General features: G+C 66.7%; 22 protein-coding genes. 14 read left to right on the top strand and 8 right to left on the bottom strand.

Translation table 11 applies throughout. The features are described from left to right. Positions 1-28 precede the first annotated feature (28 nt). From B9N43_RS17470 to B9N43_RS01400, 4 genes are all read left to right on the top strand, one after another. Positions 29-160, top strand: a complete 132-nt coding sequence (locus B9N43_RS17470; protein ID WP_261379369.1) for a hypothetical protein — start codon at positions 29-31, stop codon at positions 158-160. Between the two features lie 225 nt (positions 161-385). Further along, on the top strand, positions 386-1,183 hold the full coding sequence (locus B9N43_RS01410; RefSeq protein WP_222428773.1) for a dienelactone hydrolase family protein: 798 nt from the start codon (positions 386-388) through the stop codon (positions 1,181-1,183). Between the two features lie 448 nt (positions 1,184-1,631). Beyond that, on the top strand, positions 1,632-3,734 hold the full coding sequence (locus tag B9N43_RS01405; RefSeq protein WP_186453923.1) for a TonB-dependent receptor plug domain-containing protein: 2,103 nt from the start codon (positions 1,632-1,634) through the stop codon (positions 3,732-3,734). A gap of 196 nt (positions 3,735-3,930) precedes the next feature. Beyond that, positions 3,931-4,464 carry a cytochrome b gene (locus B9N43_RS01400; protein WP_145840559.1) on the top strand — a complete coding sequence of 178 codons (534 nt, stop codon included), beginning with the start codon at positions 3,931-3,933 and terminating at the stop codon, positions 4,462-4,464. Positions 4,465-4,475: 11 nt separating this feature from the next. Here B9N43_RS01400 and B9N43_RS01395 read toward each other — a convergent pair whose 3' ends face one another. Beyond that, complete coding sequence (locus tag B9N43_RS01395) at positions 4,476-4,883, bottom strand: bacteriohemerythrin (RefSeq protein ID WP_145840558.1); 408 nt, start codon at positions 4,881-4,883, stop codon at positions 4,476-4,478. 121 nt (positions 4,884-5,004) lie between these two features. Here B9N43_RS01395 and B9N43_RS01390 point away from each other — a divergent pair, with 121 nt between their 5' ends. From B9N43_RS01390 to B9N43_RS01380, 3 genes are read left to right on the top strand one after another with little or no spacing between them, the layout of a single operon-like run. Continuing rightward, positions 5,005-7,458 carry a Lon protease family protein gene (locus B9N43_RS01390; RefSeq protein ID WP_145840557.1) on the top strand — a complete coding sequence of 818 codons (2,454 nt, stop codon included), beginning with the start codon at positions 5,005-5,007 and terminating at the stop codon, positions 7,456-7,458. Next, the gene (locus tag B9N43_RS01385; RefSeq protein ID WP_145840556.1) at positions 7,455-8,006 is read left to right on the top strand and encodes a chromate transporter; all 552 of its coding nucleotides are present in this window, start codon (positions 7,455-7,457) and stop codon (positions 8,004-8,006) included. Before B9N43_RS01390 ends, B9N43_RS01385 begins: the two co-directional genes overlap by 4 nt. Beyond that, positions 8,003-8,530: a chromate transporter gene (locus B9N43_RS01380; protein WP_222428772.1), complete on the top strand. Its 528-nt coding sequence runs from the start codon at positions 8,003-8,005 to the stop codon at positions 8,528-8,530. Before B9N43_RS01385 ends, B9N43_RS01380 begins: the two co-directional genes overlap by 4 nt. Here B9N43_RS01380 and B9N43_RS01375 read toward each other — a convergent pair. Both B9N43_RS01375 and B9N43_RS01370 read right to left on the bottom strand, forming a co-directional pair. Continuing rightward, positions 8,504-8,872 carry a plastocyanin/azurin family copper-binding protein gene (locus B9N43_RS01375; protein WP_145840555.1) on the bottom strand — a complete coding sequence of 123 codons (369 nt, stop codon included), beginning with the start codon at positions 8,870-8,872 and terminating at the stop codon, positions 8,504-8,506. The genes B9N43_RS01380 and B9N43_RS01375 overlap by 27 nt on opposite strands. Continuing rightward, entirely contained in the window at positions 8,869-10,647 is a 1,779-nt protein-coding gene (locus B9N43_RS01370; RefSeq protein WP_145840554.1) for a chorismate-binding protein, read from the bottom strand. Before B9N43_RS01370 ends, B9N43_RS01375 begins: the two co-directional genes overlap by 4 nt. 311 nt (positions 10,648-10,958) lie before the next feature. Between B9N43_RS01370 and B9N43_RS01365 the strand changes: the two genes are divergently transcribed. Both B9N43_RS01365 and B9N43_RS01360 read left to right on the top strand, forming a co-directional pair. Further along, positions 10,959-11,870 carry a formylglycine-generating enzyme family protein gene (locus B9N43_RS01365; protein WP_145840553.1) on the top strand — a complete coding sequence of 304 codons (912 nt, stop codon included), beginning with the start codon at positions 10,959-10,961 and terminating at the stop codon, positions 11,868-11,870. A gap of 68 nt (positions 11,871-11,938) precedes the next feature. Continuing rightward, entirely contained in the window at positions 11,939-12,946 is a 1,008-nt protein-coding gene (locus B9N43_RS01360) for an AI-2E family transporter (RefSeq protein ID WP_145840552.1), read from the top strand. A gap of 30 nt (positions 12,947-12,976) precedes the next feature. Here B9N43_RS01360 and B9N43_RS01355 read toward each other — a convergent pair whose 3' ends face one another. Next, a complete protein-coding gene (locus tag B9N43_RS01355; protein ID WP_145840551.1) occupies positions 12,977-13,549 on the bottom strand; it encodes a nucleoside deaminase in 573 nt (190 codons plus the stop codon). Positions 13,550-13,946: 397 nt separating this feature from the next. On the opposite strand from B9N43_RS01355, the gene B9N43_RS01350 reads away from it, so the two are divergent. The 4 genes from B9N43_RS01350 to B9N43_RS01335 all read left to right on the top strand — a co-directional run bounded on the left by B9N43_RS01350 (position 13,947) and on the right by B9N43_RS01335 (position 18,539). Further along, positions 13,947-15,050: an HD domain-containing phosphohydrolase gene (locus B9N43_RS01350; protein WP_145840550.1), complete on the top strand. Its 1,104-nt coding sequence runs from the start codon at positions 13,947-13,949 to the stop codon at positions 15,048-15,050. Between the two features lie 101 nt (positions 15,051-15,151). Continuing rightward, a complete protein-coding gene (locus B9N43_RS01345; RefSeq protein ID WP_145840549.1) occupies positions 15,152-16,150 on the top strand; it encodes a class 1 fructose-bisphosphatase in 999 nt (332 codons plus the stop codon). Between the two features lie 47 nt (positions 16,151-16,197). Then, positions 16,198-17,808 (top strand): response regulator, encoded by a 1,611-nt coding sequence (locus B9N43_RS01340; RefSeq protein WP_145840548.1) that lies wholly within the window; start codon positions 16,198-16,200, stop codon positions 17,806-17,808. Positions 17,809-17,897: 89 nt separating this feature from the next. Beyond that, positions 17,898-18,539, top strand: a complete 642-nt coding sequence (locus B9N43_RS01335; protein ID WP_145840547.1) for a sensor histidine kinase — start codon at positions 17,898-17,900, stop codon at positions 18,537-18,539. Between the two features lie 36 nt (positions 18,540-18,575). Here the strand turns inward: B9N43_RS01335 and B9N43_RS01330 are convergent, their stop codons facing one another. The 3 genes from B9N43_RS01330 to B9N43_RS01320 form a co-directional block, all read right to left on the bottom strand. Next, positions 18,576-21,224 carry a GGDEF domain-containing phosphodiesterase gene (locus B9N43_RS01330; RefSeq protein ID WP_145840546.1) on the bottom strand — a complete coding sequence of 883 codons (2,649 nt, stop codon included), beginning with the start codon at positions 21,222-21,224 and terminating at the stop codon, positions 18,576-18,578. Further along, positions 21,214-22,095: an NAD(P)-dependent oxidoreductase gene (locus B9N43_RS01325; protein ID WP_145840545.1), complete on the bottom strand. Its 882-nt coding sequence runs from the start codon at positions 22,093-22,095 to the stop codon at positions 21,214-21,216. The genes B9N43_RS01330 and B9N43_RS01325 overlap by 11 nt, the downstream gene beginning before the upstream one ends. A 344-nt stretch (positions 22,096-22,439) precedes the next feature. Continuing rightward, positions 22,440-23,066, bottom strand: coding sequence for a DUF4202 domain-containing protein (locus B9N43_RS01320; RefSeq protein ID WP_145840544.1), 627 nt, complete (start codon positions 23,064-23,066; stop codon positions 22,440-22,442). 155 nt (positions 23,067-23,221) lie between these two features. On the opposite strand from B9N43_RS01320, the gene B9N43_RS01315 reads away from it, so the two are divergent. Further along, positions 23,222-25,957, top strand: a complete 2,736-nt coding sequence (locus tag B9N43_RS01315) for a nitrate reductase (protein WP_145840543.1) — start codon at positions 23,222-23,224, stop codon at positions 25,955-25,957. 21 nt (positions 25,958-25,978) lie between these two features. On the opposite strand, the gene nirD is transcribed toward B9N43_RS01315, so the two are convergent. Then, entirely contained in the window at positions 25,979-26,329 is a 351-nt protein-coding gene (gene nirD / locus B9N43_RS01310) for a nitrite reductase small subunit NirD (protein ID WP_145840542.1), read from the bottom strand. Position 26,330 lies beyond the last annotated feature (1 nt).

The following is a 26,330-nucleotide window of genomic DNA, read 5'->3' as shown; positions in this document are numbered from 1 at the left end:
GCATCGCAACACAATCAGGAGAGTTCAAATGAGCAAGGCACCCCAACCCTACGTCCCGGAATCCAAATCCATCACTTACGCGAGCCGGATCAGTCAGTTTCTGATCGCCGCCGCGCTGCTTTTCGTACTGGTGAAAGTGGTGGTTGATCTCATCCGCTGAACCGACGCTTGAATACCGGCCGTGTTCTGGCCGGATTGCCATGGTGGGCTACCATGAAACGAGTTGAGTTCGGGCGCCTACCGTAGCCTGCAGGCATTCGAAGGAGGCTGCCGCCTCGGGGCTTTTCCAAGCTCCCCGCGCGGCAGCCTTCTGTCATTCAAGGCCACCCTCATTTCGTCCGAACCCAACACACCTGCGCATCACGCGCATTGAAAGGAGCTGGACATGACCGCCATCCACAATCTCGTACGTTACTGGCTCATTCCGACGGTTTGCTTCTTTTCGATGCAGGCCGGCGCGGAGGTGGTGACACAGGCGGTGGAGTACCGGCAGGGAAATACCGTGCTCGAGGGATTCGTGGCCTACGACACGCACGGTCCCGCCAAGAGGCCTGGGGTATTGATCGTGCACGAATGGACCGGTCTGGGACCGTATGTGAAAGGCCGCGCCGAGCGGCTTGCACACCTGGGCTATGTGGCATTCGCCGCAGACATCTACGGCAAGGGCGTGCGCCCCGGCAATCCCAAGGATGCGGCGGCGACGGCGGCCATCTACAAGAACGACCGCGGCCTTTTCCGTGCGCGCGTCCACGCCGCGCTGGAGGAGCTCCGGCGCCAAAAGGGCGTGGATCCCACGCGGATCGCAGCGATCGGCTACTGCTTCGGCGGAACGGCGGTGCTTGAACTGGCCCGCGCCGGCGCGAACATCAAGGGCGTCGTCAGTTTCCACGGCGGCCTCGATACCCCGACTCCCGACGATGCCAGGCACATCCGGACCCAGGTGCTGGTGCTGCACGGCGCGGACGATCCGTTCGTTCCGGCCGGGCAGGTCAAGGCGTTCGAAGACGAGATGCGTGCCGGCAATGTCGACTGGCAACTGGTGAAATACTCGAAGGCGGTCCACTCCTTCACCAATCCCGACGCCGGCAACGACAACTCGAAAGGCGCCGCTTACAACGCCGAGGCGGACCGGCGCTCATGGGAGGAGATGAAGCACTTCTTCAAGGACATCGGTCTGGAGTAACCCAGGAACTGCCGGTACCGTCCTTGGCCCTTTCCGGTCTTCTTCCCACCGGCGCGGACCGACATGCGCTAACCATGATTTCATCGGCAACGGACTGACCACCCACGATTGCAGCGCCGTTGCATTTACCTGCCGCGCACGGCGGCGGCCACCCCGAAAATATTTTGTCTCAATCGCATGCCGAGGCACGGGAGGGAATACGCTATAAACGCCAGCGGCCGGTGCTCTCGCCCGGTCGACCGCACCGGATCAACTCCCGCCGCACACCTCAGCGCCGCTTACGCCGCCAGCCGGAACAAAGGTTACCGAATTGTCACGCGCCCTGTCCCTTGCATGCCATTGGATCGCCGTCCTATCGCTCCATGGCATGGAAGCCATCGCCGCCGAAACCGACGACGGCACCGCCCCCCAGAGTCCGCGCCGCGCCCCTGGAGAATCCGTGCTCATCATGAAAGACGTCCTGATCACGGCGAAAGCCATCAAGGATGTGGACAAGCGGCGCTTTTCGACTGCGGCCAAAATCGTCTATGGCCGAGAGGAATTGGACCGCTACGGAGACAGTTCCGTCGGCGACATTCTGAAGCGGCTGCCCGGCGTCACCTTGTCCGGCACACCGGGGCGCGGAGGCGACATCCGCATGCGGGGGCTGGGTAACGGCTACACCATGATCCTGATCAACGGCGAACCGGCGCCACGGGGTTTTTCCATGGATTCCCTGGCGCCGGAGCAGATCGAGCAGATCGAAATCATGCGGGCGCCGGTTGCCGAGCATAGCGCCCGAGCCATCGCCGGCATCATCAATATCGTGTTGCGAGAAAACCATGTCCGGCGCGACAACCAAGGACGTTTCGCCCTGGGCTGGGAAAACGGCCACCTCCAGCCATCCTTCTCGTTCCAGCGGGGCGACACGCTGAACGACTTCAGCTACAACATCAATGCCAACGTCGCCCATCGAAATCAAACTTCGGAGACGCAAACCCATACCGAAGCACGCAATGCGCTGACATCGACCCCGACCCTGCTCCAGACGCAGCAGGACAAAAGCCAGGCGATCTCCGACAACCTGCATCTCGGCACCCGCCTGAACTGGAAGCTGACCGGCGGCGACAGCCTGATCGTCATGCCGTTTCTGATGGCTTCGAGAAACACGACTTTCGGCACGTCCCTGCGGGATACACCGATCGGCGACGGTATCTACCGTACGGCCAATTGGCGTACCGAATCGGACAGTACGCTGTTTCGCGCCATGAGTACCTGGCGCCACAAACTCGACAACGACGCCAGGCTCGAAATCCGCCTGAACGGCAATTATGCGGACAGCAGCAGTCAGACATCGCGGCACGAATACGATGCGGCCGGCCTTCCGGCCCATACGACCCTGAGCCACAGCGGAATACGCGACAGCGGTTTCAGCAATGCCGGCAAGTACACGCAGTCCACGCAGCCGGGACAAAGTTTTTCCCTGGGCTGGGAAGTCGAGCAGAGCCATCGCAACGAAACGGACACGACCGTGCAGGATGGCGTGGTCCAACTGGCCCAATACGGCACGACACTGGAAGCCGGCACCCGGCGCTACGCCCTTTTCGGGCAGAGGGATTGGGACGTCACGCCCCTGTGGTCGGCTTACGCCGGGCTGCGCTGGGAATCCGTCCATACCCGGAGCGACTGGCTGAACAACGCCATCGAAAACGACAGCAGCGTCGCCAGCCCGCTCCTCCACAGCGTGTGGCGCTTCACCGAGGAGAGCAAGGACCAGATACGACTGAGCCTGACCCGAAGCTACAAATCGCCGACCCTGGCGAACCTGGTCCCGCGCCCTAGGCTTGCCAGCGGCTACCCGGCATCGGGCACGAACACCGCGACGAGCCCCGACACCTCCGGCAATCCCTTCCTGAAGCCTGAACTTGCCTGGGGACTGGACCTCGCCTACGAGCATTATTTTTCCGAAGGCGGGCTGGTCAGCATCGGCGGCTTCCGCCGGAACATCGAAAACCTGATCCGGAATGTGACGTCCTTGCAGACGGTCGGCTGGTCGCCGTCACAGCGGTGGCTGAGTTCTCCGCAGAATTTCGGTCAGGCCGTGACCCAGGGACTCGAACTGGAAGCCAAACTGAGGCTGCCCGAGGTTTATCCGGAGGCGCCACCGATCGATCTGCGCGCCAACTACAGCCGGTTCTGGTCTCATGTCGACGGGGTGGTCGGTCCGAACAATCGACTGGATCAGCAACCGACCTTCACGGCAAACCTCGGTGCCGACTATCGCCTGCGCAGCCTGCCCCTGACCCTGGGCGGCAACATGAACTGGACACCGGCCTACTCGGTCCAGCAAACCGACAACCAGATCTACGGCCAGGGTCTGAAACGCGTTTTCGATCTCTACGCGCTTTGGCGTTTCGATCCGAATACGCAGCTACGGCTGTCGGCTTCCAACCTTCTCCATGCCGATTACGCAACGGCGAACCAGGCCACCTTTGGCCCGATCGATCAAGTGGCAAGGACGGTGACCAAGACCTACCTCACCTGGGCGGCGCGCCTCGAACTCAAATACTGACGCGGCTTGATCCGCCGACATCACCCGGATGTCGAGACCCGATCCAACCCAAGCAGGGCATGCATGCCGGCCATGAAGTGCTGAGGATGCATGCGACGGCCCTGCGACTTTTCAACCCATATCCGGGTATTCACTTTAAGATTCCATCAATGGTATTCGTCTAAAGTTCACAGCAACTTCAGTTTGGGATGACGCGATGCGAAACAACAACTGGCCTCCCCTCATCAGGGCTCAACATTGGTTGACCGTTCTGCTCATGGTTCTGTGCATCGGGGCTGTATGGAGCCATGAGGCGTTCGATAAAGCGGATCCCCTGCGCGCGCGGCTGATGCAATTCCACTTTCTGTTGGGTGGGACAATCGGCCTGCTGACCTTGCCTCGGTTGCTGACGCGCGCTTTCGTCAAAGCGCCCGTTCATCCAATGGCGGCGGCCGTGGCTTTGCTGGCCAAGGCAGGCCACCTCGGCCTCTATCTGCTGATGATATTGCTACCCGTGTGTGGCTATATCGCGGTATCGGGGAAAGGGCTGCCCATCGATCTGCTCGGTTTGGTGGATATACCGCCGCTGCCCGTGAGCAAGGACACGGCCAAGGCGTTCAAGGAACTGCATGAGGGCCTGGCCAATGGTCTGATCGCCTTGGTCGCCCTCCACGTCGCAGCGGCGATCTTTCATGCCGTGGCACTGAAGGACAAGGTCCTGCATTCGATGATGGGGCGCGCCGATGAATAGTCCATCGCACTTCACTTCCCGTCATTTCCCTCCATACTGACAAGCTGCTTGTCGGTACCCATCACATGGGCCAGGAGCCAGATTTTCAGGTAATCCACCAGGGACGCGACCCCCTGCCAGCGGCTTTCTTCCGGAAGACGCTTGAATGTTTCCAGGTGTTCGATGAATTGCCGGTGCTCCCCGAGATGGCGCTCCACATAAGGGCTATCGCCACCCCGGGTGAGCATGAGCGCTTCTTCGGTACCGAAGTGAAACACGACATATTCGGATAGCCGGGAAACCCCCCGATCGAATTCCTCGGGCGACTGATCGTTCTCCCATGCGAAATCCAACGCGTTGATGATGTCGATCAGTTGCCGATGCTGCTGATCGACTTCCTCCATACCCGTGCGAAGGGCTTCATTCCAAATCAGACGCATATCGTGTTTCCTGTCGTGAACATCTTGTTTGAGCGGCTTCCAAGAATACAACCCCCTCACGATTCGCAAAAATCCTGGCGCTAGAATGAAGAACCCCGAATTGCCAGGCCCCCCGCCCGCTATGAGCCCTCCGACCGAGCCAACGCCCCCGCTTCATCTGTCCGTCCCCGCCCTGGCCCCGGATCAGCTGTACCGTCGCTGCGACCCGGCCCTGCTCGATTTCGAGGCCACCGACCAATTGCGGGACGATGTCGAATCGCTGGGTCAGGCACGGGCCACCGAAGCCATGGAAATGGGCATCGCCATGCGGCGCCCGGGCTACAACATGTTCGTGCTGGGCAAGCCGGGCAGCGGCCGCCACGCCCTGGTGAAACGCCTGATCAAGAGCGGCACGCAGGATCGCGAGGCGCCGCCGGACTGGTGCTATGTGAACAATTTCGACACTCCGGAAAAGCCCCGCCTGCTGCGCCTGCCCACCGGACGCGGCGCCAGGCTGCGACGGGACATGCAGGAATTCGCCAGCGAGTTGCCCACCGCGCTTGCCGCCGCCTTCGACAGCGAGGATTTCCGCAGCAGCATGGAAGCCTTGCAGGAGGAACTGAAGCAGCGCGAGGAGACCGCCCTGCGCCAGCTCGGCCAGCGGGCGGGAGACGAGGGGCTGGCGCTCCTGCGCACCCCGCATGGCTTCATCTTTGCCCCGATCAAGGGCAACGAGGCCCTCGGGCCCGAGGATTTCGCCAAGCTGCCCGACTCGGAGCGGGAGCGCTTCGGCACCCTGATCGCCCGCTTCGGCGAGGAACTGCAGCAGTTGATGCGGCTGTTCCCGCGCTGGCGGCGGGAAACCCAGACCCGGATCAAACAGCTCTCGCGGGAGACGATGAGCCTGGCGGTGGGCCATCTGATCGACGACATCAAGGCCGGCTACGCCGACCTGCCCGACGTGCTGGCGTTTCTCGACGAAGCCATGGCCGACGTCATGGAAGTGGGCAGCGAACTGAAGGATGAATCGAAGGGCGAGGCCGAGTCCGGCACCACGGAACTGAGCGGACGCATCACGGCCCAGCGCTATCTGGTGAATCTGGTGGTAGACCAGGACGCCAGGACCGGCGTGCCGCTGATCTGCGAGGACCACCCCACCTATCCCAATCTGGTCGGGCGGGTGGACCAGATCGCCCACCTCGGCACCCTGGTCACCAATTTCACCATGATCCGCGCCGGCGCCCTGCACCGGGCCAACGGCGGCTACCTGCTGCTGGACGCGGAAAAGGTGCTGGAGCAGCCCTATGCCTGGGAGGGGCTGAAGCGGGCGCTGAAATCGGGCCAGGTGCGCATCGAATCCCTGGGCCAGGTGTTCGGCCTGGCCGGCACCCAGTCGCTGGAGCCGGAGCCGATGCCCCTGGAACTGAAGGTGGTGCTGTTCGGCGAACGGATGCTCTACTACCTGCTGCGGGAATACGACCCGGAATTCCAGTTCCTGTTCAAGGTGGCGGCCGACTTCGACGACAGCGTCGAGCGCAGTCCCGAGCAGACCCGGCTCTACGCCCGGCTGGTGGCCACTCTGGCGCGCCAGAGCGGGACGCGCCCGCTGCGGCGCGAGGCCGTGGCGCGAGTGATCGAGCATGCCGCGCGCCTGGCCGAGGACGCGGAACGGCTGTCCACCGCCAGCCGCCACGTCGCCGATCTGTTGCAGGAGGCCGACCAGCAGGCGGAACGCGCGGGACACGAACGGATCGAGCGCGCCGACGTGGTGGCGGCGCTGGCGGCGCAGCGGCGCCGCAACGACCGCATTCCCGGACGTATCCTGGATGCGATGGAGCGGGACATCTTGCTGATCGACACCGCCGGCGGCCGGGTGGGCCAGGTCAATGGCCTGGCCGTAGGCGAGCTGGGCGAGGCGGCCTTCGGCCATCCGGTACGCATCAGCGCGACGGTGCGGCTGGGCGAGGGCGACGTGCTGGACATCGAGCGGGAATCGGAACTGGGCGGGGCGATCCACTCCAAGGGCGTGATGATCCTTTCCTCCTTCCTCGCCTCGCGCTTCGCCCGCGAACTGCCGCTGTCGCTCTCGGCCAGCATCGTCTTCGAACAATCCTACGGTCCGGTGGAGGGCGACTCGGCCTCCCTGGCCGAGCTTTGCGCCCTGCTTTCGGCGCTGGCGGGAGCGCCGATCCGCCAGTCGCTGGCAATGACCGGCTCGGTGAATCAATACGGCCAGGTACAGGCGATCGGCGGCGTCAATGAAAAGATCGAAGGCTTCTTCGACCTCTGCGCCGCCCGCGGCCTCAGCGGCGAGCAGGGCGTGCTGATTCCCCAGGCCAACGTCAAGCACCTGATGCTGCGCGAGGACGTGGTCGAGGCCTGCGCCGCCGGGCGCTTCCATATCCATGCGGTGAGCGAGGCGGATCAGGCGATCGAGCTGCTCACCGGCATTCCCGCAGGCGCGCCCGACGCCCACGGCAACGTGCCGGTTGGCAGCATCAACCACGCGGTGGCGGCCCAACTCCTGGAACTGTCGGCATTGCGCCAGGAGTTCGGCGCGCCGGGTCGGCGGCGCCGCCGCCGGCGCCACAAATGAGCCTGCCGTCGGGCGCGCCCGCTCCGGGATTGGCGCAGTTGTTCCTGGCCTTCCAGGCCATCTCGCTGCGCGCCTTCGGCGGCGCCCTGCCCTGGGTGCGACGGGAACTGGTGGACAAGCGCCGCTGGCTGGAGCCGGCGGAATTCGCCAACCTGCTGGCCCTGTGCCAATTCCTTCCCGGCCCCAACATCGGCAATCTCGCCATCCTGGTGGGCAGCCGTTACCAAGGCATTCCCGGCGCCGGCGCCGCCCTGCTGGGCCTGCTGGCGGCGCCGATGACCATCGTGATCCTGCTGGGCATCGGCTACGACCACTACGGCCAGTTGGAAACGATGGGGCGCATCCTCAACGGCATCGCCGCCGCGGCCGCCGGACTGCTCGCCGACATGGCGCTGAAAATGGCGCGCCCGCTCGGACGCCGCGGCGCCCGCATGGGCCTGCTGTTCCTCGTTGCCACCTTCCTCGCCGTGGGCCTGCTGCGCCTGCCGCTGGCGCCGGTGATGCTGGCGCTGGCACCGCTGTCGATCCTGGCGCTGCGGCCCCAGTGAAACCCGACCTCCTGTTCGGCTTGGCGCTGCAACTGGCGGCCCTGTCCCTGATCACCTTCGGCGGCGCCAGCGCGGTGATGCCGGAAATGCACCGCATCGTGGTGGAACAAGGCCACTTGATGAGCGCGCGGGAATTCAACGATCTGTTCGCCATCGCCCAGGGCGCCCCCGGCCCCAACCTGCTGATCGTGACCCTGATCGGCTGGCATGTGGCCGGCCTGCCCGGCGCCCTGCTCGCCACCTTCGCCTTCTGCCTGCCCAGCAGCATCCTCGCCTATGTCGTGGCCCGGCTCTGGCAGCGTTTCCGAGCCAGCCCCTGGCGTGCCCGCATCCAGAACGGTCTGCTGCCGGTGACCGTCGGTCTGGTGGCCTCCACCGCCTGGCTCCTGGCCCGAACCGCCGGACACGGCCCGGCGGCCTGGGCGCTCAGCGCCGGCACCATGGTGCTGGCCTACCGCACCCGGCTCAATCCGCTCTGGCTGTTGGCGCTGGGCGGCCTACTGGGCGGGCTTGACCTGCTCTGAGCCCGCCGCCACGGGCACCACCACCACCTCGCCGTGCATTTCCGGATGGGGGCCGCAGCTATAGGGATAGGTGCCGGGCGCATCGAAGCGTCGGCTCCAGGACTCGCCGGGGAACATGCGTTCCGACTCCAGGTTCTCGCCGTGGAACAGCACCGAATGGTTGTTGCGCTTTTCCTTGTTGAGCCAGCGCACCGTGTCACCCGCGACGACCCGTACCGATGGCGGATCGAAGCGGGAGTCGACGATGCCGACCTCCACTTCGGCGGCCGACAGCAAGCCGCTGGCGACGGTCAGCGCCAGCCCTGTTGCCAGAAGAAGAGTCAGGCGATCAAATCGTTTCATGGCGCATCTCCGTCAGTCGTTTGCTCCGCGGCTTGAACCAGCCGCGCCGGCAACATGCCGCGCACGCTGTTGATGAACCAGAGGCCCGTGGCGCGGGGCAGATCCTCGCACCGGATCACGGCTTCGGCGATCTCGCCGCGCGCCAGCAGTTCCGCCCGCAGCACGCCGGGCAGGAGGCCGCATGCCAAAGCCGGCGTCAGGCGGCGGCCATCCAGTTCCACGACCACATTGCCGCGGGTGAACTCGGTGAGCTCGCCGCGCTCATTCCACATTAGCGTATCGAACCGGTCCGGCAACGGCGCGTGCGGCGCATACAAGGCACGCTCGGTGGTCTTGTGACACAGGAATTCGTCAGTGCTGTCGACGCGGCCGGTGGCCAGCGCGACATCGACGACTGCGGCGGCGGGTGCCGCCTCCAACGGAAAGCGCTCCAGCGTCGGCGCGCCCCGACGGTCCAGGCGCAGGCGCACCCGCCAGGCGCCAGCGGCATGACGCTCCGCCGTATCCGCCAGGGCCTGCCGGACGCGCGCCTCGTCGCAGACAAAGCCGAAATGCCGGGCACTGTCCGCCAGCCGCGCCAGATGGCGCGCCAGGAGCCAGTAGCAGCCGTCCTCCAGGCGCAGGGTCTCCAGCAATTCGAACCCGGCGCTGGCCCGCAGCAGGAAGCGGCGCTTCACCAGCCATTCCGCGTATTCGGCGGCGGGGTCGGAATCCCAGGTCACACCGCTGCCGATGCCGCAATGGGCCACACCGCGGGCCAGGTCCCGTTCCAGGCTCACGGTACGGATGCCGACGTTGAACACCGCATGGCCGCCGGGACGCACCAGGCCGATGGCGCCGCAATAGGCATCGCGGGGCGACACCTCCTTTTCGGCGATGGCCGCCATCGCCGCCACTTTCGGCGCCCCGGTCACCGAGCCGCAGGGAAACAGGGCGCCGAACACGTCGGCCAGGCCCACGTCGGCCCGGGTGCGGCAGCGCACGGTGGACGTCATCTGCCAGGCGGTGGGCAGGGCCTCGACCTCGAACAGGCGCGGCACGCTCACCGAGCCCGGCCGCGCCAGGCGCGACAGATCGTTGCGCAGCAGATCGACGATCATCAGGTTTTCCGCCCGCTCCTTGTCCGACGCGACCAACGCCTGGCGCGCGGCGGCATCCACGGCCGGGTCGGCATCGCGCGGCGCGGTGCCCTTCATTGGACGGGTAGTGAGCTCGCCGGCCGGGGTCCAGTCGAAGAACAATTCGGGGGAGACGGAAAGCAGTTGCCAGTCGCCGCCGTCGAACCAGGCGCCATAGCCGTCGGGCTGCGCCAGGCGCAGCGCCTGGAACAGTGCGCCCGGCTCGCCCTCGAAGACAGCCGTGAGACGGGCGCTGAGATTCACCTGGTAGTAGCGGCCGTCCCCGATCGCCTCGACGATGGCCGCCACTTCGGCCTCGACGGCGTGGCGCGGCATTTCCATGTTCCAGGGGCCGCAGCGGAAGGCACCGGCCGGCAGCGGCGCCGGTGTCGCGTCGGCCTCGTCGTACAGCGCGAATAGCGCCAGAGGCCGGCCCGGCCGGGGTGGCCGGGTGCGCAAGGCCGGATCGAAGGCCGGCGCGGCCTCGTAGGCGACATACCCCACCGCCCAGCCGCCGGCGCGGCCATGACGCTCGACCGCCGTCAGCAGCGGCGCCACCTCGCCGGGCCGGTGGGCGGTCAGAACCTGCCGCGGCCGGGAAAAGGAGCGGCACAGCCGGCCACCATCCTCACAGGGAAAATCGATCCATGCTTTCACCCGCGGAGTTTATCTTGGGTTCCCCCCCCTTCGCCCCCTCCGGGGGGGGGCGATACGGCTCGCTGCGCTCGATACTACGGAGAACGCTGTAGCGGCACCGATCGGTTGCGGCTGGCGCCGCGGACCGCTTTTCCTTGAGACGGCCCGACAGAAAAGCTCTGTCGGGGTCTCGGGTTCGCCCCTATCCGGGGAAGAGAAGCCGCGAGCCGCGCGGCACAGACGATAGAATGGACCCGAGCGAATGGGGCGGTCGAACCCCGGTCTTGCCGCTTCCCGACAAGACGTAAAACCATTGATATCCCAGGAATACCGTGAGAACCGCGCTGTTCATGTTGTTGGGCGGGTGCCTTTCCATCCCGCTGGCCTGGCCTGCCGAGGGGTTCAGGGAATGTCCGGTATGCCCTGAAATGACACCGATCGTCGGGGGGCATTTCGAGATGGGTTCGTCAGAGCCCGAGGCGGACTCCGACGAACAACCGCCCCATGTTGTGACAGTGAAGCGTTTCGCCATGGGACGCCATGAGGTCACGGTGGCGCAGTTCCGGGCGTTCGTGGAGGCCACGGCCTATCGCCCCGAGAAGCCGGGTTGTTGGGCGAGCGATGCTGAGGATCATTGGATATCGGAGCCCCGTCTGGGATGGTTCGCTCCGGGCTTTCCGCAGGGCGAGGACTTCCCGGTGGTATGCGTCAGTTGGGACGATGCGCAGTCCTATGTACGCTGGCTTTCCGCGAAAACCGGTGCGCGTTATCGATTGCCCTCCGAGGCCGAGTGGGAGTATGCGGCGCAGGCCGGGCACCGACGCGGCCGGTTCTGGCCCGATGAAAAGCCCGCCGCCCAATGTGTTTTTGCCAACGGCGCCGATCTCAGCGCACGGGATGCTCACCCTGCCTGGGAGGTGGTCGATTGCCGGGATGGCTACGGGCAAACCTCGCCTGTCGGCCACTTCCGGCCCAACGCCTGGGGGCTCTACGACATGCTGGGCAATGCCTGGGAGTGGGTGGAGGACTGCCGCAGCGAAAACTACGACGGCGCCCCGAGTGACGGGCGCGCCTGGACCGATACCGGCCAGTGCCACCAGCATGGGATGCGGGGTGGTTCTTGGTACTACAAGCCGTTGCGACTCAGGATTCAGTTCCGTTTGACCAACGACACCCGCAACCGCTCCTTCAATGTCGGTTTCCGTGTGGCCCGGGATCTTGCCGCATCTCCGGAACCACGGTAACCGGGCATCTGTTTCACTGCCAATGAGCAGGTAGACTGCGGCTGTTTCCATGCACTGACCGACGCCCCATGGCCCCCACTGACGAACGTGCCCGCCAGATCGCCTGGCTGCTGGCGGCCCTGCTCCTGCCGCTGATCCTGCATCTGCATCTGCTGCCCGCCCTCCTGGCCGGGCTCCTGGTGTATCAACTGGTGCATATGCTGGCCCCGCTGCTGGGATCCAACCTTTCCGACAATCGCGCCCGGCTGGCCGCGGTGGTGCTGCTGAGCGTCCTGGTGATCGCGGCGATCACGGCAACCGCAATGCTCGGGCTGGCCTTCCTGCGCAGTGAAGCGGGCAGTTTCCAGGAACTGGCGAACAAGTTGGCCGCCATCGTCGAGCAGGCCCGCGCCGCGCTGCCGGCCTGGCTGGTCGCCGCGCTTCCCGCCGGCACCGAGGCCATCCACGACGCCCTGCTCCACTGGCTGCGGGAACACAGCGCCGATCTGCAACTGGTGGGCAAGGGCATGGCGCGCGGCCTGGCCCACGTGCTGCTGGGCATGGTCATCGGCGCCATGGTCGCGCTGCGCGAGACCTATCCCGACACGGACCATCGCCCCCTGGCGGCCGCCCTGCTGGAGCGGGCCCGCAAGTTGAGCGCAGCCTTCCATCGCATCGTTTTCGCCCAGGTGCGCATTTCCGCGATCAACACATTCCTGACCGCTCTGTATCTGGTCCTGGTCCTGCCCCTCTGCGGCATACACCTGCCCTTGACCAAGACCCTGGTGGCGCTCACCTTCGTCGCCGGCCTGCTGCCGGTGGTGGGCAACCTGATTTCCAATACCGCGATCGTGGTGGTCAGCCTGTCCCACTCGCCGGAACTGGGACTGGCATCCCTGGTTTTCCTGGTCGTGATCCACAAGCTGGAATATTTTCTCAATGCACACATCATCGGCAGCCGCATCGCCGCACGGGCTTGGGAACTGCTCCTGGCGATGCTGCTGCTCGAGGCGGCTTTCGGCATCCCGGGCCTGATCGCCGCCCCCATCTACTACGCCTACCTGAAGGACGAGCTATCCACCGCGGGCTGGATATAGGGCTGCCGTTCCGACGGGTCGCGGCGCCCGCTATTCGCAGCGGGCGTTGTACACCAGGCCGCCGCCGACCGCGTAGTCACGCAACACGCTCACGGCCTGGTCGCGCAATACGTCCAGCGTGACCTCGATGCCGCGCCGGCGCAGTTCCTCGCCCCAGGCCGCCGGCTTGGGGCCCTCGTCGAAACCCACCGCCCGCGCATCGCCGTCGCGAGCGCCGCAGACCAGGTGGCGCACCCCCGACCAGAGCACGGCGCCCAGGCACATCACGCAGGGCTCCACGCTGCTCACCAGTTCGTGGGCCGGTTGTCGCGAGGCGCCCAGATCGTAGCCGCCGACGCGCTGCTGCGCCAGGCTCAGGGCGACGATTTCCGCATGGGCCGACGAGCAGCGGCAGGCAATCACCCGATTGACGCCCGCCGCCACCAGGCGTCCGCTATCCCGCTCGAACACGGCGGCGCCGAAGGGACCGCCGCCGCCGGCGATATTCCGCCGCGCCAAGGCGATCACGAACGCCATCCGCTCCTCCGGGATCGGCAAGACCAGCCCCGAATCATTGGCGTCGGCGATGAAGTCGGGCAGCTCCAGGTGCAGGATGGCGGGCATGCGTCCATCTTAGCAAAGCAAGGAACCATTCTGAAAACCACACTTCAAGCCACAGAGGGCACAGAGTTGGAGCGGATGTGTCGTGGTTGGCCACATCACCGTGCAAGTGAGCGATCAAGCGTTGGCAATCCGTTGTTTTTTCACGGCGGGCACGGCGAATCCCCTCCTCGTCCCACAAGGTCAAAACGTCAGCTCTGCCCCGCCAGAGCTTTTCCGCCGCGCCGTCGCAAGGAAAAGCGGCACGCGGCGCCAGCCGCAACCGATCGGTACCGCTACAGCGCTCCCCGTAACTTCGAGCGCAGCGAGCCGTATCGCCCCCCCCCGAGGGGGGCGAAGAGGGGCGAGCCTCAGTTGGTTTAACATGGCATGAATCGGAACCGGCAACCTGGAGATTCCCATGCCCGACTACAGCAGCCTGCTCAACCCCCCGGTGCGCGACCAGGAGGCCCTGCAGGAGTTCTACGATGCGCTGATCGACAAGACGCCCATCATCGAGCGGGACATCGCCCGCTTGCGCCGCCACCCCCAGGATTTCGCGGTCATTGCCGACCTGTTCCGCGCCCTGCACAACATCAAGGGCGATGCCGCGATCTGCAAGGTCGATGTCGGCGTGATGATCGCCCATCCGATCGAAACCCTGCTGGCGCGGATGCGGGAGGACACGATCAAGTTTTCGGAGTTGCTGGCCGAGGTCATCCTGCTCGCGCTGGATCGCCTGGAGCTGGCCACCGAGGCCCTGGTCACCCATCGCTCCCTGGTGAATCTCGGCCTGCCCGAGCTGGTGCAGCGGCTGGACGCCATGAGCGAGGTGGAGAACGACGCCATCGATCGGCACAGCGCCGACCTGATCGAAGCCGTCACCGGCTTTCGCCCGCGGCAGATCGCCGCAAGCATCAAGGCGCCGGCGGCCGACACCGGCAGCGCGCAGAGCGAGGCCACGGCCGATCTGAATTTCTTCAAGCAGATCGCCCTGCAACTGGAAACCCATTCGCCGCTGCTGCAGGGGCGCAGCGAACGCCTGCTGCGCCTGGCCCGCGACACCAACGGCGACGCGGGATTCCCGGTGAATCCCGTGCAGTTGGACGCCGCCGTCTACATGCACGATGTCGGCATGATGTTCCTGGCCGAATCAGTCTGGCTCAAGATGGGCAAGCTGTCCGCCGAGGACCTCAAGGCCCTGCGCGACCACCCCCACTTCGGCGCCGGGCTGCTGGAGCGGATGCCGCCCTGGACCGAGGCCGCCATCATGGTCGCGCAGCACCACGAAATGCCCGACGGCGCCGGCTATCCGGCGGGCCTCAAGGGCGCCGACATCCATCCGGGCGCCAAGATCCTCGCCATCATCGACGCCTTCGAAGCCGTCACCCTGAAGCACCGGGATCGCGGCAAGGGACGATCCCTGCTACGCGCCATCGCCGAGATCAACGCCTGCGACAAGCAGTTCGACCCGGTCTGGATCGGCCATTTCAACAACGTCATCCGGCACATGGTGGAGGCCTGACGCACATGCCGCGGCGGAATGCGCCCCTGATCGCATTCCGCCTTCTCGACGAGGGCGACTGTCTATAATCCCGGCTCCGATCCTCCACGCCCACCAAGACCATGCGCTCCATCACCCTCTCCCGCTTCCTGATCGAGAAGCAACGCGACAAAAACACCATCTGCGGCGACCTGCGGCTGCTGATCGAAGTGGTTTCCCGGGCCTGCAAGGCCATTTCCATCGCCATCGGCAAGGGCAGCCTGGCCGGCGTGCTGGGTTCCGCCGGTTCCGACAACGTCCAGGGCGAGGTCCAGAAAAAGCTGGACGTGATCTCCAACGAGATCCTGCTCGAGGCCAACGAATGGGGCGGCCATCTGGCCGGCATGGCGTCGGAGGAGATGGAGCACCCGCACGTCATTCCGAATCGTTACCCCAAGGGCGAATACCTCTTGCTGTTCGACCCCCTGGACGGCTCCTCCAACATCGACGTCAACGTCTCGGTGGGCACCATCTTTTCCGTGCTGCGCTGCCCCGAAGGCGTCGAACCCGACGAACAGGCCTTCCTCCAGCCGGGCACGCAGCAGGTCTGCGCCGGCTATGCGGTTTACGGCCCCACCACCCTGCTGGTGCTGACCCTGGGCGACGGGGTCAACGTGTTCACCCTGGACCGGGAAATGGGCCGCTTCGTGCTCACCCAGGAAAACGTCCGCATTCCCGAGGACACCAGGGAGTTCGCCATCAACGCCTCCAACAGCCGTTTCTGGGAAGCGCCGGTGAAGCGCTACATCGACGAATTGCTGGCGGGCAAGGAAGGTCCCCGCGGCCAGGACTTCAACATGCGCTGGGTCGCCTCGATGGTGGCCGACGTGCATCGGATCATCAGCCGCGGCGGCATTTTCATGTATCCGCTCGACAGCAAGACCCAGGCCAAGGGCGGCAAGCTGCGCCTGATGTACGAAGCCAATCCGATGGCCATGATCATCGAGCAGGCGGGCGGCCGGGCCACCGACGGCCGCGGCCCCATTCTCGAGATCCAGCCCCGGTCCCTGCACCAGCGGGTGCCGGTGATCCTGGGTTCGAAGAACGAAGTGGAACGCGTCACCGCCTATCATTCGGGCTGAGCCCCTTCCCTGTCCAGACAGCGCCACGATGCCCTGACGGAGCCCTCATGGACCTGCATGACAAGCGCGGCCTGTTGATCGACGACATCCCGGAGATGCGTGCCTCGGTACGCATCCAGTTGTCCAACGCCGGCCTTGAACAATGCGACCTGGTGCGCAACGTCAAGGAAGCCGTGGACAAGCTGAGCCTCAATCGCTACGACCTGGTGGTCTGCGACTACAACCTCGGCCAGGGCGCGGACGGCCAGCAGCTGCTGGAGCTGGTGCGCCGCAAGAAGCTGCTGCCGCTGACCACCGCCTTCATGATCATCACCGGCGAGACCGGTTACGAGCAGGTATCCACGGCCGCCGAATTCGCCCCCGACGACTACCTGATCAAACCCTTCACGGCGGAGATCCTGGGCGCGCGCCTGATCCGGATACTGGAAAAAAAGGCGGCCCTGGCCCCGATCCATCGGCACATGGCCGACAAGGGCAATCCGGCCCTGGCGCTGGCGGCCTGCGACGAGCTGCTGGCCGGGAAATCCCGCTACAGCCTGGACATCCTGCGCCTCAAGGGCGATCTGCTGATGGAGCTGGGCCGGCACGACGAGGCCCTGGCCCTCTACGAGAGCATCCTGGCCCAGCGGCAGACGCCCTGGGGAGCGGTCGGCAAGGCGCGGGCGCTGGCGGCCAAGGGCGCCCACGCCGAAGCGCGGGAACACCTCAACCAGATCCTGGCCGCCTATCCCAACTACCTCGCGGCCTACGACTCCCTCGCCCGATTGCTGGAACAGACCGACAAGCAGGCCGCCCAGCAGGTGGTGGAGCGGGCGCTCAAGGTCTCGCCCTCCACCCGGCGCCAGCGCCAACTCGGCGCCCTGGCGCTGGAAAACAAGGACTACGGCCGGGCCGAGAACGCTTTCCGGCTGGCGGTGACCAAGGACCGCACCGGTTTCTTCAAGAGCCAGGACGACTACGCCGGCCTGGCCAAGAGCTGCGCCGAGCAGGGCAAGACCCAGGAAGCGCTGACGGCGGTCAAGGACATGGCCCAGCATTTCCAGCGCAGTGCGGAACTGGAGGCGCGCCAGGCCGCCCTGGAAAGCCAGGTGCAGATCAAGGCCGGCAACAAGACGGCCGCCGAAGCCGCGCTGAAAAAAGCCTTGCAGACGGGGCAGGACAACGCCCTGGACCCGCAGACCCGACTGGAGATCGCCCAGGCCTGCTTCGCCAGCGACAACCAGGAGGAAGGCAAGCGCATCATCCAGAGCGTGGCCGAGGACCATCACGAGGACGATCGGGTCTTTGCCCGCGCCCAGTCGGTATTCACCTCGGCCGGCCTCGAAGATGAAGGACACGTGCTGCTGGAGGCGACGCGCAAGCGCATGATCCAGCTCAACAACGATGCGGTGGCGCTGGCCAGGGCCGGGGAACTGGAGCGGGCAGTCGAGATGTTGACGCAAGCCGCCGACCGGCTCACCAACAATGCCCAGGTGGCGATCAATGCCGGTCTCGCCCTGCTGATGCAGATCCAGAAGGACGGCATGGACCACGACCGGATCGCCCTCGCCCATCGCTATCTGGTCCAGGCCAGGCACGCCAATCCGGATCATCCAAAGCTCGCCGAGACAGCCGACTATTACCGCCGGCTGGCGCCCGTCGGCGCACCGCCGCTGTAGATCCGGTCATGGACTCTCTGGAAAACGAAGGGCCGCCCCGAACCTGCCCGCCCCGCGAGGAGAAAACCGGGCGCGGCGAGGTTTTCGGGATGGACTCATTGCTCGCCACCGTCATCCACGACACCAAGAATGCGCTGAACGCGCTCAATCTCTGTCTCGCCCAGGCCCGCCAGCGGACGCCCTCGACGGAACTGGAGCAGGCCGCGGCGATCGCCACCCGGATTTCGGCGCAACTGGTCGAATTGCTGGCGTTCTACCGCGCCGACCAGGGCACCTTGAAACTGACGGTGGATGATCACGATCTCGGTGAATTCCTCGCCGATCTGCGCCTGGAACTGATTCCGCTTCCCGCCGGCGCGGCCGCGGTGGCCTGGGACACGGCCGGCGCCCAGGCGATCGGCAGCTGGGCCTTCGATGCCTACCTGGTCAAATTCGCCCTGCTCGACGCCCTGCGCAACGGCCTGCGCCATGGCCGCGACCGCGTCAGCCTGGCGCTGGCGCTGGAGCCGGCGGGCGGCCTGCGCATCACGGTCGCCGACGATGGCTCCGGTTTTCCACCGGAAATCCTGGCCGGCGACGACGCCAGCCTCCCGATGGGAACGGGCTCCAGCGGCCTGGGCCTGCGCTTTTCCCGGCTGATCGCGGAATTGCACCGCACCCCCGACGGCCGCCGGGGACGCCTGGAACTGGACAACCGGAACGGCGCCCGCTTCTCCCTGCTGCTGCCCTGAAACGGCGCCACGGGCCAGCCTTCCCGGCTTGTCCGGTCAAAAAACGGCCCAGTCGGTCGCCAGGTCCAGCAGGGACGGCGGATAGAACAGCCCGTCGGCGTTTTCCGGCGCCTGCGGACGGGAGAAGTAATAGCCCTGGAACTTGTGGCAGCCGTAGCTCATCAGCATGGACAGTTGACGCTCGGTTTCGACGCCCTCGGCCAGGATGTCCAGGTCCAGGTTGTGCGCCAGGCCGATGATGGCCATGACGATCGCGGCATCCTCCTTGTCCTCGCACAGATCGCGGGTGAAGCTCTGGTCCACCTTGAGCTTGTGCACCGGGAAGCGCTTGAGATAGGACAGGCTGGAGTAGCCCGTGCCAAAATCGTCGATCGACAGGCGCACCCCCATGGCCGCCAGCTCCTCCAGCTTGGCCATGGTTTCCGCCACGTCCTGCATCAGCGTGCTCTCGGTGATTTCCAGCTCCAGTAGCCGCGCCGGCTGGCCGGTTTCCGCCAGGATCGCGCGCACCGTATCCACCAGCCCGCGCTGGCGGAACTGGCGCGGCGACAGATTCACTGAAATGGACAGCAGGGGATGCCCCTGTTCCTGCCAGATCCGGTTCTGCCGCATCGCCTCGTGCAGCACCCATTCGCCCAGGGGCAGGATCAGCCCGGTTTCCTCCGCCACCGGAATGAACTCCATCGGCGAAACCATGCCGTGCGCCGGGTCGCGCCAGCGCATCAGCGCCTCCATGCCGACCACCGACCGCTTGCGCAGATCCACCAGCGGCTGATAGTACAGCAGCAGGTCGCCCGCCTCGAAGGCCGCGCGCAGCCGGGTCTCCAGGTTGAAGAAACGGGTCGCCTGCTCGTTCATCGAGGCGGTGAAGAACTGGAAGTTGTTCCGCCCCGCCGCCTTGGCATGGTACATCGCCGTGTCGGCGTTCTTCATCAACTGCATCGCGTCGTTGCCGTCTTCGGGATAGATGCTGATGCCGATGGAGGGTGTGGCGCGCAATTCCTGGCCGTTGATGACAATCGGCGGTTCCACCGCGGCAATGATCTTTTCCGCCACCAGCACCACGTCGTCGACGGAGCCGACATCGTCGAGGACCACGACGAACTCGTCGCCGCCCATGCGGGAGACCGTATCCACCGCCCGCACCGTGCGCCGCAGCCGCTCCGCCACCTGTTTCAGCAGTTCGTCGCCGACCGAATGGCCCAGGCTGTCGTTGATGCTCTTGAAGCGATCCAGATCCAGGAACAGCAGCGCCGCCCGCTGGCTCTTGCGATCCGCCTGGGCCAGCACCTGCCCCAGGCGATCATGCAGCAGCACCCGGTTGGGCAGGCCGGTCAGGGCATCGTGGTGGGCGAGATGCCAGATCCGCTGCTCGGTCTGGACGCGTTCCGAAATTTCCTCCTGCAACTGGACGTTGGTCCTCGCCAACTCGGCCGTGCGTTCCTGGACCCGGTACTCCAGCTCATCCCGGGCCTGAATCAGCGCCTGCTCGGCCAGATGGCGCTCGGTGATGTCCTCGAACAGCCAGACGGCCTCCAGGGCGTCATGCCCGGTTTCGGCCCGGCATCCGGTCGCCCTGACCCAGATGCTGTCGCCCCCCTTGCGCACGGCCTCCGTCTCCATGATGAAGTTTTCCCCTCTGGAGATCGTTTCGAAGGCCACCAGCTTGATCTCCATCGTCCTCGATTCCTTGCGGTAGAGCATGTCCACCGGCTGGCCGACCATCTCCTCCTGGGTGTAACCGAACATGTCCGACAAACGCCGATTGCCCCGCAGGATGACCCCACCGCGGACCAGCAGGATGCCCATGCCGGCGTTGTTGAAGATCGCTTCCTGCTCGACGAGGGCTCGGTAGAGCTTTTCCTCCGCTTCCTTCTGGGGGGTCACGTCATTGACCAGCCAGATCACCCCCTTGTCCGGTTCGTTCGAGTCCAAGGCCGCCGCCGCACAGTAGGCCCAGAACTCGCTGCCGTCCAGGCGCCTCAGCTTGAGCTCGCCCCGATACTCGCCCCGGCTCTCCAGATCCGCCCGGATCCGGGTGCGGACGTACGCCATATCCTCCCCCGCCAGGGAAACCATGTCGCTGACCAGCCCGCCGATGACGCGGCCCTGGGGCACGCCGAACAGCGTCTCGAAACAGCTGTTGCAGCGCGCGATGCGGCCATCGCGGAACACCGCGATGCCCATCAGGCTCGTCTCGAAGATCCCCATCAGCTCGCGGGCGGAATGATCCAGCGCCTCCTGGATCAACCGGTCCTCGGTGATGTCCTCCATGATCCAGATCGTCCCCTCCCGGGGGCGCTGCGGGTCCACCGCCTTGGCCGAGATCCGGCACCAGAACAGGCTGCCGTCCTTGCGCATCATCTGGCGCTCGGTCTGGTAGGCCCTGCCGGAGATCAGGACCGGAACCGTCTCGCGGCCCAGTTCCGCATAGGCCTCTTCGGAAGGATGGAGGGCGATGCCCGGAAGACCCAGGAATTCATCCGGTTCATAGCCCCACATCCGGGCGCACAGGGAGTTGGCCTGGGAAACCATGCGGTTGCGGGTAAACATGATCCCGACCGTCGCGTTCTCCAGGATGGCCTGCAATTCCATCAGGGTCTGGGTCAGGGAGCGTTCGCTCCTGGAGAGGACAGTCGGCTCCCGGGAACGGAAGATGCCGCCCATGGAAGCGTCATGCGTCATGGCCGGAGAGCCTTTCGAGCAGTTTCAGCACGGCCACGGAATCCGATTCGCCTTCCCCGCACCCCACCAGCCCATTGAACATCTGTGCGGCCGCGGCGGCGGTGGGGGAGAGCAGGCCCAGGCGATGCGCCTCCTCCATGACGATGCGCAGATCCTTCTGGTGCATCCAGGCCTTGAACCCCGGCTGGAAGTCGCGCTCCAGCATCCGCAGGCCGTGGTTCTCCAGAATGCTGCTGGCGGCGGAGCCGCCCAGCAAAGCCTGCCTCACCCGCGCCGGATCGACTCCGCTGGCCCGGGCCAGGTTGAAGGCTTCGGCCACGGCCGCCACGGTCACGCCGGTGATGATCTGGTTGCACGCCTTGGCCACCTGCCCGGCGCCACAGGCCCCGACATGGGTGACGGAACGCCCCAGGCAGCGCAGGACCGGCTCGGCCCGGGCGAAGGCGGACGCGGTGCCTCCCGCCATCACCGTCAAGGTGGCGGCGATCGCCCCCTTCTCGCCTCCGGAAACCGGAGCGTCGAGGAAATCGATGCCCAGCGCCGCCAGCGCGCCGCCGATTTCCCTGGCCGCCCCCGGCGGAATCGTGCTCATATCCACCACCGTCAGCCCCGCCCGGCCGCCTTCCGCGATCCCGGCCGGGCCCAGCGTCACCTGCCGGACATCGGGGGCATCCGCCACGATGGTGATCACCAGATCCGACGCCCGCGCCACGGCCGCGGGGGAATCATGGACCGTGACCGATCGCAGGCCGGCGAACGGCGCCAGGGATTCCGGGCGGCGCGCCCACAAGCGCAGGGCGTGCCCGGCCCGCGCCAGGTTCAGCGCCATGGGTCTGCCCATCAATCCGAGGCCGATAAAACCGAGGTTCATGTGGTCAGAAGAAATACGGAAACGGAACCGGAGCCTGACGCGCCGGCGCGCTCGCCGGAAATCCGGTCAGGGCCTCACGCCCCAGAACAATCACATGAAGAATGACGGCCCCCTCCTCTTCAAGGGGAAGGCCGGCCCAATCGTATAACCCCATCCCATTCAGGGGGAGGGTTGAAGCGGAGATGGGTTTTCCGAGCGACTTCACGCGTCACCAACAGTCGCCCGACCCACCCCATCCCCCTCCTGACCTCTCCCCTGAAGGGGAAGGAGCCGGTGTGTGATCGTTCATGCGATTGCCTTGCTTCATGCCCCTGCCAAACATCGCGGCATCATATCACCTGTCATCACGGGATACCGGCCACCGCCTGCCGGATCAGCGGCAGCAGATGCGCCGGCAACACGACCGCGCCGGACAGGGCGAACGCGCGGGCGCGGGACGACATTTTCTTCCAGGTCCTGGCGATGATGCCGAGCCACTTCTCTTCCGTGTAGTCCGGCTTGTCGGCGGCGAAAGCGGCCATGTAATGCTCGAGGAACACCAGGCTGGCCACGTCCTCCAGCAACTGGCTCGCCGGATTCTCGCGCAGCTGCTTCTTGCCCACGGCGATCATCACCTCCTCCACCGCGGCCTCGTCGTAGCCGGCCTCGCGGGCCAGGCGCCCCGCCAGCTCGGCGTGGAAACGATACAGGCCGCTGCGCCACTGGTGATAGCCCACCTTGTCCATCGGATAGCCGGCGCGCGGCACCTCCCAGCGCCGCACATGCTGGGCGCGCACGGCGACGCGCACCGTCTCGGGCGCCTCCGGCGCATAGCGGGCCAGCATCTCGGTCATGCGCCGGCCGTAGAGCAGTTCCTTGGGCTGCCCCTGATCCCGATTGGGATCTTCGGCATTCGCCGCATCGATCAAGGCGTAGGCGCGGGCGAGCCGCGGACCGGGTTGCGGACTGTTGGATTCGACGATCGAGGTCATCGGCCGATTATAACCAGCGCCCCGCGACGCACCAGAAGCGTGCCCATGCACCGACACAAGGCGGGCCGCCGCCGCCCGAACGCCGCCGCCCGTGCGGAATTCCGCCGCCGGGCGGGCCCGCGTCCCATGGCACAGGGTTTGCACAGACGCCTGCCATGAACGAGACGAAATCCACCTGCTGTTATTGCGGCACGGGCTGCGGCCTGATCATCGAGCACGACGGCCAGCGCATTTTCAACGTGCGCGGCGACCCGGACCATCCGGTCAACCAGGGCCGGTTGTGCGCCAAGGGCGCCACGTTGCACCTGACCGTGGCGCCGGAAACCGCCGGCCTGCGCGCCGTCGCGCCGGAACTGCGCACCGCGCGGAACGCGCCGCGGCGCACGGTTTCCTGGGCCGCGGCGCTGGACCACGCGGCCCGGCGCTTCGCCGACATCGTGCGGACGCACGGCCCGGACGCGGTGGCCTTCTATGTCTCCGGCCAGTTGCTGACCGAGGACTATCACGTCTTCAACAAGCTGGCGCGGGGCCTGATCGGCACCAACAACATCGACAGCAATTCGCGCCTCTGCATGTCCAGCGCGGTGCTCGGCCACAAGCTGACCCTCGGTGCCGACAGCGTGCCCTGCGCCTACGAGGACATCGCCGCCGCGGACTGCGTGCTGATCGCCGGCGCCAACACCGCCCACGCCCATCCCATCGTGTTCCGCCGCATCGAGGACGCCCGCGCCGCCCGCCCGCAGGCCAGGCTGATCGTCGTCGATCCGCGCCGCAGCGAAACCGCCACCGCCGCCGACCTGCACCTGGCGCTGCGCCCCGGCAGCGACATCGCCCTGTACCAGGCGATGCTGCACGTGATGCTGGCGGAGGCGCTGGTCGACCGCCGCTACATCGACGACCACACCGAAGGCTTCGCCGCCCTGGAGCGGGCCGCGCACGCGATGTCCCCCACCATCGCCGCCGGACTGTGCGGCCTCAAGGCCGCCGACATCGTCACCGCCGCGCGCTGGTTCGGCGCCGCCGGCGGCGCCGCCCTCTCACTGTGGTGCCAGGGCCTCAACCAGTCCGCCAGCGGCAGCCACAACAGCGCGGCGCTGATCCAGCTCCACCTCGCCACGGGCAAGATCGGCCGCCCCGGCTGCGGCCCCTTCTCGCTCACCGGCCAGCCCAACGCCATGGGCGGGCGTGAAGCCGGCGCGATGGCCACCCTCCTGCCGGGGCACCGCGACCCGACCGACGCGGCGGACCGCGCGGAACTGGCGCGGCTCTGGGGCGTTGCCGCCCTGCCCGAACGCCCGGGCCTCAGCGCCGTGGAACTGGTGGACGCGATGCTCGCGGGCCGCATCAAGGCGCTCTGGATCGCCGGCACCAATCCGGCCCAGTCCCTGCCCGACAGCCGCCGCGTGCAGCAGGCCCTGGCGACCTGCGAATTCGTCGTGGCGCAGGACATCTACCGCGATACGGAGACCGCCCCCTTCGCCGACCTGCTGCTGCCGGCGGCGGGCTGGGGCGAGAAGGACGGCACCGTCACCAACTCCGAGCGCCGCATCAGCCGGGTCCGCGCCGCCGTGCCGCCGCCGGGCGAGGCACGGCCCGACTGGCGCATCGCCGCCGACTTCGCCCTGGCGCTGGGCCGCCAGCTGGAGCGCGAGCCCCTGGCCCGGCGGCTGTTTTCCTACCGCGGTGCCGAGGACGTATTCAACGAGCATCGGGAAAGCACCCGCGGCCGCGACCTCGACATCTGCGGTCTGTCCTACGCGCTGCTGGAAGCCCGGGGGCCGCAGCAATGGCCCTTCCCGGCGGGTGCCGAGCGCGGCCGGACCCGGCTCTACGCCGACGGGATCTTCCCCACGCCGAGCGGCCGCGCGCGCTTCATCGTGCCCGGTGCGGGCGGCGTCGCCGAGGCGCCCGACGCCCGTCATCCCTTCAGCCTCAACACCGGCCGCCTGCGCGACCAGTGGCACGGCATAAGCCGCACCGGCAACGTGCCGCGGCTGTGGGACCATGCGCCCGAGCCCCGGCTCGACATGCATCCGGCCGACATGGCGCGCATGGGCCTCGCGGAACGCGATCTGGTGCGGGTGCGCAACGAACGCGGCGCTTTCGTCGCGCGGGCGCGCGCATCCGCCGCCATGGCGCCGGGCCAGCTCTTCATGCCGATGCACTGGGGCGGCCGCGCGATGAGCGGGCCGGGCGTGAATGGCGTCACCCTACCCCGTTGCGACCCGCTCTCGCGGCAACCGGAACTGAAGCACTGCGCCGTCGCCGTGGAACGCTTCCCGGCCCGCTGGCCCCTGGTCGCCCTGCGCCGCGCGCCGGCCGGGGCGGGTGCCGCCATCCTGGCCCTGCGCCAGACCCTGACGCCCTGGCTGGCGGGCTGCGCCCATGCCACCCTGACCCTGGCGGGACGGGACGAGCCGGTGCTGGTGTTCCAGGGCTGGGCCGAGTCACCCTGGTCGCCGCGCCAACTGGCGGCCTTCGACCAGGCGCTGGGCCTGGAGGGTGGCGACCTCGACTACCACGACGCCCAGCGTGGCATCTCCAAGCGGATGCGGCTGGCGGACGGACGGCTGATGGCGGTGCGTCTGGCGGGCGAGACCGCGGCCGCCGACTGGCTGACGGAACTGATGGCCACCGGCGCACCGGTGGCGGACCTGCGCCGCTGGCTGCTGGCGCCCCTGAGCGCGGCGCCCGCCGGGGCGGTGGACCGCCGCCGGGTGGTCTGCAACTGCCACGACGTCAGCGAGGACGAGATCCGCGCCGACTGCGCTGCGGGCCTCGACCTGCCGGCCCTCCAGGCCCGGCGCAAATGCGGCACCGCCTGCGGCGCCTGCCTGCCGGAGATCAGGCGCCTGGTGCGGGAAACCGACGCCGTCGCCCCGGGCCTGTGAGTCCCCGGCGGCTGCGTTCGGCTAGCCCAGCGCCAGCCAGACCATGCCGTCCTCCACCTTGACGCGAAACGGCTTGCTGCAGCCGACGTCAGGCGCCTGGGCCTGACCGCTGGCGAGATCGATCTTCCAGGAATGCAGCGGACAGGTGACGCTGCGGCCGTGGACGATGCCCTGGGACAACGGACCGCCCTTGTGCGGGCACTTGTCGTGGAGCGCGAACACCTCGTCCTCGGCGGTGCGGAACACCGCCAGATCGCCGGCGGCCGACTTCACCACCCGGCTGCCCAGGCGGGGAATCTCCTCCATCGCGCACAGCCGTTTCCACACCGGGGTCACGTCCAATGATTCGTTTGAGTTGGCGACGGCATCCATG

It is taken from the genome of Denitratisoma sp. DHT3, from assembly GCF_007833355.1.
Classification (GTDB): Bacteria; Pseudomonadota; Gammaproteobacteria; order Burkholderiales; family Rhodocyclaceae; genus Denitratisoma.
This window is presented reverse-complemented; position numbering and strand designations above follow the sequence as displayed.